The organism is Haemophilus sp. SZY H56, assembly GCF_054332415.1.
Window position 1 is genome coordinate 166,110 of record NZ_JBTGNX010000005.1, and the last position, 10,946, is coordinate 177,055.

Annotated in this window: 18 protein-coding genes; 2 read left to right on the top strand and 16 right to left on the bottom strand. The window is 39.5% G+C overall.

From position 1 onward, the window contains the following. Window positions 1-12 precede the first annotated feature (12 nt). From rplX to ftsY, 16 genes are all read right to left on the bottom strand, one after another. Window positions 13-324, bottom strand: a complete 312-nt coding sequence (gene rplX, locus ACXVWP_RS05570) for a 50S ribosomal protein L24 (RefSeq protein ID WP_005695092.1) — start codon at window positions 322-324, stop codon at window positions 13-15. 13 nt (window positions 325-337) lie between these two features. Then, window positions 338-709, bottom strand: a complete 372-nt coding sequence (gene rplN / locus ACXVWP_RS05575) for a 50S ribosomal protein L14 (RefSeq protein WP_005619403.1) — start codon at window positions 707-709, stop codon at window positions 338-340. Between the two features lie 233 nt (window positions 710-942). After that, entirely contained in the window at window positions 943-1,200 is a 258-nt protein-coding gene (gene rpsQ, locus ACXVWP_RS05580) for a 30S ribosomal protein S17 (protein ID WP_005695091.1), read from the bottom strand. Then, entirely contained in the window at window positions 1,200-1,391 is a 192-nt protein-coding gene (gene rpmC, locus ACXVWP_RS05585) for a 50S ribosomal protein L29 (RefSeq protein ID WP_014064571.1), read from the bottom strand. The genes rpsQ and rpmC overlap by 1 nt, the downstream gene beginning before the upstream one ends. Beyond that, window positions 1,391-1,801, bottom strand: a complete 411-nt coding sequence (gene rplP / locus ACXVWP_RS05590; protein WP_005695088.1) for a 50S ribosomal protein L16 — start codon at window positions 1,799-1,801, stop codon at window positions 1,391-1,393. The genes rpmC and rplP overlap by 1 nt, the downstream gene beginning before the upstream one ends. Window positions 1,802-1,814: 13 nt before the next feature. After that, window positions 1,815-2,522, bottom strand: coding sequence for a 30S ribosomal protein S3 (rpsC, locus tag ACXVWP_RS05595; RefSeq protein ID WP_049363953.1), 708 nt, complete (start codon window positions 2,520-2,522; stop codon window positions 1,815-1,817). 17 nt (window positions 2,523-2,539) lie between these two features. Beyond that, window positions 2,540-2,872 (bottom strand): 50S ribosomal protein L22, encoded by a 333-nt coding sequence (gene rplV / locus ACXVWP_RS05600; protein WP_005625897.1) that lies wholly within the window; start codon window positions 2,870-2,872, stop codon window positions 2,540-2,542. Between the two features lie 11 nt (window positions 2,873-2,883). Then, complete coding sequence (gene rpsS, locus ACXVWP_RS05605; protein ID WP_005539416.1) at window positions 2,884-3,159, bottom strand: 30S ribosomal protein S19; 276 nt, start codon at window positions 3,157-3,159, stop codon at window positions 2,884-2,886. Between the two features lie 24 nt (window positions 3,160-3,183). Then, window positions 3,184-4,005: a 50S ribosomal protein L2 gene (gene rplB / locus ACXVWP_RS05610; protein ID WP_014064570.1), complete on the bottom strand. Its 822-nt coding sequence runs from the start codon at window positions 4,003-4,005 to the stop codon at window positions 3,184-3,186. 17 nt (window positions 4,006-4,022) lie between these two features. Beyond that, window positions 4,023-4,322 carry a 50S ribosomal protein L23 gene (rplW, locus tag ACXVWP_RS05615; protein WP_005632756.1) on the bottom strand — a complete coding sequence of 100 codons (300 nt, stop codon included), beginning with the start codon at window positions 4,320-4,322 and terminating at the stop codon, window positions 4,023-4,025. Beyond that, window positions 4,319-4,921, bottom strand: a complete 603-nt coding sequence (gene rplD / locus ACXVWP_RS05620; RefSeq protein WP_005695085.1) for a 50S ribosomal protein L4 — start codon at window positions 4,919-4,921, stop codon at window positions 4,319-4,321. The genes rplW and rplD overlap by 4 nt, the downstream gene beginning before the upstream one ends. A 15-nt stretch (window positions 4,922-4,936) precedes the next feature. Further along, entirely contained in the window at window positions 4,937-5,563 is a 627-nt protein-coding gene (gene rplC / locus ACXVWP_RS05625) for a 50S ribosomal protein L3 (protein ID WP_049357253.1), read from the bottom strand. A gap of 16 nt (window positions 5,564-5,579) precedes the next feature. Further along, window positions 5,580-5,891 carry a 30S ribosomal protein S10 gene (gene rpsJ, locus ACXVWP_RS05630; RefSeq protein WP_001181005.1) on the bottom strand — a complete coding sequence of 104 codons (312 nt, stop codon included), beginning with the start codon at window positions 5,889-5,891 and terminating at the stop codon, window positions 5,580-5,582. A 331-nt stretch (window positions 5,892-6,222) separates the two neighbouring features. Then, entirely contained in the window at window positions 6,223-7,155 is a 933-nt protein-coding gene (gene ftsX, locus ACXVWP_RS05635; RefSeq protein ID WP_128787961.1) for a permease-like cell division protein FtsX, read from the bottom strand. A 9-nt stretch (window positions 7,156-7,164) separates the two neighbouring features. Further along, window positions 7,165-7,821 (bottom strand): cell division ATP-binding protein FtsE, encoded by a 657-nt coding sequence (gene ftsE, locus ACXVWP_RS05640; protein ID WP_297569427.1) that lies wholly within the window; start codon window positions 7,819-7,821, stop codon window positions 7,165-7,167. 14 nt (window positions 7,822-7,835) lie between these two features. After that, window positions 7,836-9,293 (bottom strand): signal recognition particle-docking protein FtsY, encoded by a 1,458-nt coding sequence (ftsY, locus tag ACXVWP_RS05645; protein WP_297569424.1) that lies wholly within the window; start codon window positions 9,291-9,293, stop codon window positions 7,836-7,838. 98 nt (window positions 9,294-9,391) lie between these two features. Here ftsY and rsmD point away from each other — a divergent pair, with 98 nt between their 5' ends. Both rsmD and trmL read left to right on the top strand, forming a co-directional pair. Continuing rightward, on the top strand, window positions 9,392-9,976 hold the full coding sequence (gene rsmD / locus ACXVWP_RS05650; protein ID WP_297569421.1) for a 16S rRNA (guanine(966)-N(2))-methyltransferase RsmD: 585 nt from the start codon (window positions 9,392-9,394) through the stop codon (window positions 9,974-9,976). Window positions 9,977-9,985: 9 nt separating this feature from the next. After that, window positions 9,986-10,462: a tRNA (uridine(34)/cytosine(34)/5-carboxymethylaminomethyluridine(34)-2'-O)-methyltransferase TrmL gene (gene trmL / locus ACXVWP_RS05655; protein ID WP_297569418.1), complete on the top strand. Its 477-nt coding sequence runs from the start codon at window positions 9,986-9,988 to the stop codon at window positions 10,460-10,462. The last annotated feature ends 484 nt before the right edge of the window (window positions 10,463-10,946 follow it).

Sequence of the window (10,946 nt, forward strand, 5' to 3'; positions counted from 1 at the left end):
TACTCCAGTTTGTTAGATAATTTCATTGTTAGATTTGAAGAAACGTACTTTTTTGCCGTCTTCGAATCTAAAACCTACACGGTCAGCTTTGTTTGTTTTTGGATTGAAAATCGCAACGTTAGAAGCATCGATAGCCGCTTCTTTTTTCACTAAACCACCAGCTTGTCCTAAAGCAGGAACTGGTTTTTCATGTTTAGTAATGATGTTGATACCTTCAACAAACACTTTACCGTTTGGTAACACTTTAGTTACCTTGCCACGCTTGCCTTTATCTTTACCGGCAAGTACGATTACTTCATCGTTTTGACGAATTTTTGCAGCCATTTCTCACTTCTCCTTACAGTACTTCTGGTGCCAAAGAAATGATCTTCATGAATTTCTCAGAACGAAGTTCACGAGTCACCGGTCCAAAAATACGAGTACCGATTGGTTGCTCTGTGTTATTGTTTAAAATTACACAAGCGTTACCATCGAAGCGAATGACTGATCCGTCTGGGCGACGAACACCCTTCTTGGTGCGCACAACAACTGCTTTTAATACATCACCTTTTTTAACTTTACCGCGTGGAATTGCTTCTTTCACAGTAACTTTGATGATATCACCAATAGCAGCATAACGACGATGCGATCCACCTAGAACCTTGATACACATTACGCTGCGAGCACCAGAGTTATCGGCAACATCCAGCATAGTCTGTTCTTGGATCATATTTTATGCTCCGTTAAGTTAATAATACACCCTTGCGGGACGAACCTATCCATACCTTAGAAAGGTATGGATAGGTGGCCGAGTTTACCAAAATCACGGAAGAAACGCAATCAAAATTTTATGCTTAAGTCAGAGTGCTTAAAGTGCGGTCAAATTTTTATGACTTTTTAGCAAACTTTGGAAAGAAAAAAGCCAACGGTATAAACCATTGGCTTTTATTTTTAATTTGTTAATTAAGCAATAACTGCTTTCTCAACAACACGAACTAAAGTCCAAGATTTGGTTTTAGAGAGAGGACGACATTCGCGAATCTCTACTACATCACCTAATTTGGCTTCGTTGTTCTCATCGTGTACGTGTAATTTAGTTGTACGACGGATAAATTTACCGTATAACGGGTGTTTTACCTTACGTTCAATAGCAACAACGAAAGATTTTTCCATTTTGTCGCTAACAACTTTACCTTGTACGCTACGAATTTTATCAGTCATTACTCACCCGCCTTCTCAGTTAAAATGGTTTTAACGCGTGCGATATCACGACGCACTTGTTTAGCCTGATGGGTTTGTTGAAGCTGACCGGTGGCTGTTTGCATACGCAATTTGAATTGTTCACCTAAAAGGTTCACCAATTCATCATTCAGCTCTTCAACACTTTTTGTACGTAAATCTTGAGCTTTCATTACATCACCGTCTTAGTTACGAAGGTAGTCTTGATTGGCAATTTAGCAGCTGCTAATGCAAATGCTTGTCTTGCGATCTCTTCAGACACACCATCCATTTCATAAAGTACTTTACCCGGTTGGATTAAGGCTACCCAGTATTCAACGTTACCTTTACCTTTACCCATACGGACTTCTAATGGTTTTTCAGTAATTGGTTTATCTGGGAAAACACGGATCCAGATTTTACCTTGACGTTTAACTGCACGTGTCATTGCACGACGAGCCGCTTCAATTTGACGAGCGGTTAAACGACCACGACCAACTGCTTTTAATCCGAATGTACCAAAGCTAACTTCAGTACCACCCGCGATACCACGGTTACGGCCTTTGTGAACTTTACGGAATTTTGTACGTTTTGGTTGCAACATTTAGCGTTTCTCCTTACTTACGACCTTTGCCACGCGGAGCCTTTTTAGGCTTGTCGGCAGGTTGTTGTTCTGATTGCGCAACTGCAGCCATTCCACCCAAAATTTCACCTTTGAAGATCCATACTTTAACGCCGATTACGCCGTATGTAGTATGAGCTTCTGCAGTGTTATAATCGATGTCCGCACGAAGAGTATGTAGAGGTACACGACCTTCACGATACCATTCAGAACGTGCGATTTCTGCACCACCTAAACGACCGCTAACTTCAACTTTGATACCTTTAGCACCTAAACGCATTGCGCTTTGTACCGCACGTTTCATAGCACGACGGAACATTACGCGACGTTCTAATTGAGAAGCGATGCTGTCTGCAACTAATTTTGCATCTAATTCCGGTTTTTTCACTTCAGCAATGTTGATTTGAGCCGGAACGCCGGCGATTTGAGATACTGCGTTACGTAATTTTTCAACATCTTCACCTTTTTTACCGATAACGATACCAGGGCGAGCTGTGTGAATTGTTACACGAATACTTTTCGCTGGACGCTCAATAGTAATGCGTGAAACCGAAGCGTTTGCTAATTCTTTATTTAAGAATTTGCGTACTTTGAAGTCACCGTCAAGATTGTCGGCGAAATCTTGTGTATTCGCGAACCAAGTAGAGTTCCAAGGTTTTACAATACCTAGGCGAATACCATTTGGATTTACTTTTTGACCCATTGCTATTCCTCTACTTATTAACGATCTGACACAACCACAGTAATGTGGCTAGTACGTTTTAAAATACGATCTGCACGACCTTTAGCACGTGGCATAACACGTTTCATGCTAGGACCTTCGTCAACGAAGATTTTAGCAACTTTAAGATCATCGATATCTGCACCATCATTATGCTCTGCGTTAGCAATAGCAGACTCTAATACTTTTTTCACTAAAGCCGCAGCTTTTTTGTTAGTAAAAGTTAAGATTTCTAATGCTTGCGCAACTTTTTTACCACGAATTAAATCGGCAACTAAGCGAGCTTTTTGGGCAGAAGTGCGAGCGTAACGATGTTTTGCGATAGTTTCCATCTATTTACCTCTTATTTCTTAGCTTTCTTATCTGCCGCGTGACCGCGGTATGTACGAGTCGGTGCAAATTCACCTAATTTATGGCCGATCATTTCATCAGATACATAAACAGGAACGTGCTGACGACCATTATGGACTGCGATGGTCAATCCGATCATTGAAGGAATGATCATTGAACGACGGGACCAAGTTTTAATTGGTTTTTTATCCCCGCTTTCCACCGCCTTCTCTACCTTCTTCAACAAGTGTAGGTCAAGGAAAGGACCTTTCTTGAGAGAACGTGGCATGGCTTATCCTCTTATTAATTTAAATTATTTGCCACGACGACGTACGATGAATTTATCAGTACGTTTGTTGTGACGAGTTTTCTTACCTTTAGTTTGAACGCCCCAAGGAGTTACTGGGTGTTTACCAAAGTTACGACCTTCACCACCACCGTGTGGGTGATCTACCGGGTTCATTGCAGTACCACGAACTGTAGGGCGAATACCTCTCCAGCGGTTAGCACCAGCTTTACCCAATACGCGAAGCATATGTTCTGAGTTACCAACTTCACCGATTGTAGCAACACATTCAGCTAATACTTTACGCATTTCGCCTGAACGTAAACGTAAAGTTACGTAGTTGCCTTCACGAGCGATGATTTGTACATAAGCACCAGCAGAACGAGCGATTTGACCGCCTTTACCTGGTTTTAATTCAACGTTATGTACTGTTGAACCAACTGGGATATTACGCATTGGTAATGAGTTACCCACTTTAATAGGTGAGTTAACGCCAGATTGGATTTGATCGCCAACTGACAAACCTTTAGGTGCTAAGATATAACGGCGTTCACCATCTTTATAAAGCACTAAAGCAATGTTAGCTGAACGGTTTGGATCATATTCTAAACGTTCAACAACCGCTGGGATATCTAACTTGTTACGTTTGAAATCGATTAAACGGTAATGTTGTTTATGACCACCACCGATGTGGCGAGTGGTAATACGACCATAATTGTTACGACCACCAGTTTTAGATTTAGTATCTAGAAGAGGCGCGTAAGGTTTACCCTTGTGTAATTCAGGGTTCACGATTTTAACAACGTGACGACGACCAGCGGAGGTCGGCTTACATTTAACGATAGCCATTCTCTAATTTCCTCCGATTACTCTGCACTGTCCACGAAGTCCAAGTTTTGGCCTTCGGCTAAAGTTACATAAGCTTTTTTCCAGTCGCTGCGACGACCCATTTTGTTACCACGGCGTTTAGTTTTACCTTTAACAACCACAGTACGAACTGAATCAACTTTTACTTCAAATAATTGAGCAACAGCAGCAGCAATTTCAGCTTTGTTCGCATCTAAAGCAACTTTAAGTACAACAGTGTTAGATTTTTCAGCATTGTTAGTTGCTTTTTCAGAGATGTGCGGTGCACGTAGCACGCTTAGCAAACGTTCTTGACTCATGCTAGGATCTCCTCAATTTGTTTCACAGCGTCAACAGTAACAATCACTTTATCGAAAGCGATTAAGCTAACTGGATCGATACCTTGAACATCACGTACATCAACTTTATATAAGTTACGTGCCGCTAAGAATAGATTTTCATCTAAACTTGCCGTGATAATTAACGCATCTTCAACTGCTAAATCTTTTAATTTTTGTACTAAAACTTTAGTTTTTGGTGCATCTAATTCGAATTTTTCAACAACAACCAAACGGTCTTGACGAACTAATTCAGAAAGAATGCTTTTGATAGCACCACGGTACATTTTCTTGTTCACTTTTTGGCTGTGATCTTGTGGTTTAGCCGCAAAGGTTGTACCACCAGAACGCCAGATTGGTGATTTAATATCACCAGAACGAGCACGACCTGTACCTTTTTGACGCCAAGGTTTTTTACCTGAACCAGACACTTCAGCACGAGTTTTTTGCGCACGAGTACCTTGACGAGCACCTGCTGCATAAGCAACAACAACTTGGTGAATCAAAGCTTCGTTAAACTCACGTCCGAAGGTAGTTTCAGAAACAGTTAGTGCATTTGCACCTACAACTTGTAATTCCATCTCTATCTCCTAGACTTATGCTTTAACTGCTGGCTTAACGATAACATCGCCATTGATAGCACCAGGTACAGAACCTTTTACTAATAGCAATTTACGCTCAGCATCTACACGAACAACTTCAAGTGATTGAACGGTTACTCGCTCAGCACCTAAATGTCCTGCCATTTTTTTACCTTTAAACACACGACCTGGAGTTTGGTTTTGACCAATAGAACCAAGTACACGATGTGATAAAGAGTTACCGTGTGTAGCATCTTGAGTACGGAAGTTCCAACGTTTAACACCACCTTGAAAACCTTTACCTTTAGAAGTACCAGTAACATCTACTTTTTTAACATCTGCAAAGATGTCAACATTGATTTCTTGACCTAAAGTGAATTCATCACCTTCAGTACGAAATTCCCATAAACCGCGACCAGCTTCAACACCTGCTTTCACGAAATGACCTGCTTCAGGTTTAGTTACACGATTCGCTTTTTTAGAACCAGTAGTAACTTGAACTGCAGTATAGCCATCGTTTTCAAGAGTTTTAACTTGAGTTACGCGGTTGGCTTCGATTTCGATAACGGTAACTGGTACAGAAACACCGTCTTCATTGAAGATACGGGTCATACCAACTTTACGACCGACTAAACCAATCATTGTAATAACCTCTTAATTAACCTAGGCTGATCTGCACGTCCACGCCGGCAGCCAAATCTAAACGCATTAATGCATCAACAGTTTTTTCTGTTGGCTCTACGATATCTACTAAACGTTTGTGTGTACGAATTTCGTATTGATCACGCGCGTCTTTGTTCACGTGTGGAGAAATCAACACGGTGAAACGCTCTTTACGAGTTGGTAAAGGGATTGGACCACGAACTTGTGCACCAGTACGTTTAGCTGTTTCTACGATCTCCGCAGTAGATTGATCGATCAAACGGTGATCGAAAGCTTTTAAGCGGATACGGATTCTTTGGTTCTGCATTAGACCAGAGCTCCAATAAAATTTAGCTAATAAAAAACTAACACCAATCACAATTCTAACTTCAAAATAGAAAAGGAGGTGTAAGTTACCTGTTATATAGTCTCCAAATCGGAAACATTGTTAGTATTACATATCGTAATACTCGTTTAATAAATGATTACATTAAACGGCTTTCAATATCTGAAAGCCCGTGGATATTACACAAAAACACCTAATTATGCAAGCTTTTTGTTCAATTAATTTCCACATACAAAAAAGTGCGGTCATTTTCCCGAATGTTTTTCAGATGAAAACACGACAAAAAATGACCACACTTTAATATAAATGAAATCTATAGTTTGTTATCTAACATTGCAATATGTCTTGTTGCTGCAATCCATGCACCAACATAACCCATAATCAAGCAGCTGACTAATAAGAAGATTAGCTCACCAATGCCTAATCCATTGAGCTCAAATGTCACCGCAAAGATATCCGTTACATATTTCACCGCTGATGTAAAGTATCCTACAATAAGACTGCTAAAGAGTGCTGCAACCAATCCGCCCAACACCGCATAAATCATGCCTGTATAAAGATAAGGACGAAGAATGAATTGATCTGTAGCACCTAATAGTTTCATCACATCAATGCTTGCTCGGCTACTATAGACATCCGAGCGAATACTATTTCCGATAACAAGGAATACCGCAATGGTCATCAAAACCGTGCAGAAAATTGCCACATGCGCAAATAACCACGAAAGTGCGGTCAATTTTTCCATCCAATCGTTATCTAAACGAACTTCTTGCACCCCTTTAATTTTATTTAAGTTGGTACGTAATTCTGCTCGTTTTTCAGATGCATTAAAGTCTTTAGACGGCTTCACCATCACGACTGCCGGTAATGGATTATCATCTAAAATCTCTAATTCTTCACCAAAACCAGACCAACTTTTGAATTCTTTTAAGCTTTCTTGGCGAGAAACATAATTTAAAGATTCCACGCCTTCCTGTTGACGGATTTTTTCCACCACTAAGTTAGCATCTTCTTCACTTAAATTTTTGTGTAAGTAGATTGTGAGTTCGCTTTCTGGATAAAATTGAGTCGTCGCTAAATGTAAATTTTTCCATAACAAATAACTCACCGTTGGAATTGTTAAAGACACGGCAATAACAAGAATTGTGAGCAATGTACCAAATTTACGCTTTAACAAATCGCTCCAAACCGAACGCAATGTATAGGCAGTTTGCACGCCAAAAGAAGCATCAATACGTCTTGTCATTTTTTATCCTTAATAGCGTAAATAGCCTTGTTCAAGTACAAGACATGGTTTTGGTTTTTGTTGAATTAAATTGATATCGTGTGTCGCGATCAAGACTGTCATGCCTAAACGATTAAACTCTTCAAAAAGATTAAAAATCCCTAAGGAAAGTTCATCATCAAGATTGCCTGTCGGCTCATCCGCTAATAAAAGTTGCGGTTTATGTACAATTGCACGCGCAATATCTACACGTTGTTGCTCACCACCTGAGATTTGTGACGGCATATAATTCGCTTTATTACGTAAGCCCACACGATCTAGCGCAACCAATGCTCGTGTATGCGCTTCTTTTGGGTTCATTCCTGCAATGATCAATGGCAATGCCACATTCTCTACCACACTACGATCTGTTAACAAACGATAATCTTGGTGAACCATTCCAATTTGACGGCGCAAAAAGGGGATTTCATATTTAGACAAACGCGTAATATCATGACCATTAAACCAAATATTACCGGCATTCGCCTTTTCCATTCCCATGATTAATTTAAGCAAGGTACTTTTACCTGCGCCAGAATGCCCAACAAGATAAGTCATGCTTCCGACAGGAAGATGAAAATTCAAGCCCTGCAAGGCCGGCTGAGTCGCACCGTGATAAGCTTTAGAGACATTTGCAAATCGAATCACTTTATCATTCCTTTTTATTCTTCATTTTCGTGAACAAACAATGCTTCAATAAATTCTTCTGCATTAAATTCGCGTAAATCTTCAATTTTTTCACCCACACCAATATAACGAATTGGTAAATTAAACTGATCTGCAACGGCGAAAATTACCCCACCTTTTGCCGTGCCATCTAATTTAGTTAGAGAGATCCCTGTTAAACCCACAGCTTCATTAAATAATTTCGCTTGGCTAATGGCATTTTGTCCTGTGCCCGCATCAAGCGTAAGCATAATCTCATGCGGTGCAGTTTCATCATATTTTCTCATGACGCGAACAATTTTCTTCAATTCATCCATGAGATTATTTTTATTTTGTAAACGTCCTGCCGTATCCGCAATTAAAATATCAATGTTACGTGCTGCGGCAGATTGCATCGCATCAAAAATCACCGACGCAGAATCTGAGCCCGTACTTTGTGCCACCACCGGAATATTGTTACGCTCACCCCATACTTGAAGTTGTTCTACTGCTGCCGCACGGAAAGTATCCCCTGCTGCTAACATGACTGATTTACCTTCATTTTGGAATTTGCGAGCTAACTTACCAATTGTGGTTGTTTTACCTACACCATTCACACCAACCATTAAAATAACATACGGTTTTTTAGTCGTATCAATAACTAGCGGCTGCGCGACAGGCTTTAAGATCTCCGCCATTTCAACTTTAAGTTGTTGGTAAAGCAATTCTGCATCTTGTAATTGTTTGCGACTTGCGTGCTCAGTCAAATTCTTAATGATTTTATTAGTTGTTGGCACGCCAATATCGGCAATCAAAAGCTGCTCTTCCAACTCATCAAACAAATCATCATCAATTTTTTTGCCTAAAAAGAAAGATCGGAAACCCGCGCCAATATTTTGTTTGGTTTTGAGTAAGCCTTTAACTAAACGGCTGAAAAAACCGCCTTCACTTGGTTTTTCTTGCGTTTCGGTATTGATATCTGAACGTAATTCGTCTTTAACATCTTCAATAATTTCAGGCTCAATCTCCGCTTCAATCACAGGAAGATCTTCAATGACATTATCTGGTTCAATAATGCTTTCTGTTGGATCTTCTGTAGGAAGTGCGGTTGAAATTTCTTCTGTTTTTACCGTTTCTTCGTCAATTGTTTCAATCACCGGTGTATCTAAAACAGGTTCAACATTGACCGCACTTTCAGGTGAAATCACTTGTTCTACGATAGGTTCAAGATGCTCAACAACGACCTCTTCTGCTTTCTCTTGTTGCAGTTGTTCAGATAATTCCTGTAATTCGTCCTGTTCAACTTGTTCTAATTGAACGTCCTCTTCAGCGTGAACAATTTCTTCCTCAGGTGAAACATCGGCAGGTTCGACAGATGGCTCTTCAATAATTGGCTCAATTTTTTGTTCTTCTTGCTTTTTATTGCGACCAAAAAGAGAGGCCCAAAATCCACCTTTTTTCTTTTCTTCTGACATAAATTCTTCTCTTAAACACAAATCTGTAAAAAATACTGCCTATTCTAACAAAAAATCGTCTAAACTAAGCACAATTTTCACTACAAATCTGTTTCTTTATGAAAAAAATGCAAGTTCAAAATGCCAAAGGCGAAGTTCGAATCATCGCAGGTCTTTGGCGAGGGCGAAAATTACCGGTTTTAAATGCGGAAGGTTTGCGTCCAACAGGCGATCGCGTAAAAGAAACCTTATTCAACTGGTTGATACCTTACATTGTGGATAGCCATTGTCTTGATTGCTTTGCGGGTAGTGGCTCACTTGGTTTTGAGGCTCTTTCTCGTCAAGCGAAACAGGTAACGTTTTTAGAGTTAGATAAAACCGTCGCGAATCAATTAAAGAAAAATTTGCAAACGCTAAAAACAACAACTGAACAAGCTCAAGTGATCAATCAAAATAGCTTAGAATTTTTAAAACAAGCGCAAAATCAACCGCACTTTGATGTGGTATTTTTAGATCCGCCTTTCCATTTTGGTTTAGCTGAACAAGCAATAGCTCTCTTAGAGGAAAAGAATTGGCTGTTACCTCATGCATTGATTTATATTGAAACAGAAAAAGACAAACCGCTTAGCGTGCCTGATAATTGGCAATTACTAAAAGAAAAAACCACAGGTATGGTGAGTTATCGCCTGTATCAAAAAGATTAGGAAATTATTATGTTAGATATTGTGTTATACGAACCTGAAATTCCACAAAATACGGGAAATATTATTCGCCTTTGTGCGAACACTGGTTTTCGCCTTCATTTAATCGAGCCACTTGGCTTTACCTGGGATGATAAAAAATTACGTCGCTCGGGTCTGGATTATCATGAATTTGCCGAAATCAAAAAGCATAAAACTTTTGAAGCCTTTTTAGAAAGTGAAAAACCGAAACGTCTTTTTGCACTTACAACCAAAGGCAGCCCAGCACATAGCGAAGTGCAATTTGAATTAGGCGATTATTTAATGTTTGGCCCTGAAACACGTGGTATTCCCATGTCTATTTTAGATAAGATGCCAATGGAACAAAAAATTCGTATCCCAATGACAGAAAATAGCCGCAGCATGAACTTATCTAACTCAGTAGCTGTTGCAGTTTATGAAGCTTGGCGACAACTCGGTTACGAAGGCGCAGTGAATTTAAATCGATAAAAACTAGTAAAATAGCTGCTTATTTTCCAAATAAAAATAAGCGGCTTTCTTTTTTCATTTAAATTGTGATCTCGATCACATATTCATGATTTTAAGATTCCCTTTTTACCAAAATAGCAGTATAAATAAATTACATTTAGAGAGGGATCTCGATGTGCTCTACTTGATCTATCAAGCTCTTGTCTTTCTTGACTCTTCAAGCAAACCTTCCCCGTAGTCCTAAATAAAGAATTGGCAGTCGAATGATTTGTCGTCCGTTTTTATCCCTAAAATTTAATAATTTAATATGCAGCAAAATTAGTTTCATCTCACATCAATAAGGAGGTTGGGTGAATGGAGTTAATTTTGAATTGGTCGAAACAGCAGTGGCTAGGCATGGATGCTTACAAAAAAAGTGCGGTTATTTTTGATCTGACCCCAAAAAGTTAGACTGTTATTTAAAGGATTGTTTTCGATATTGTACCGGACTCAGTCCTTTTAATTT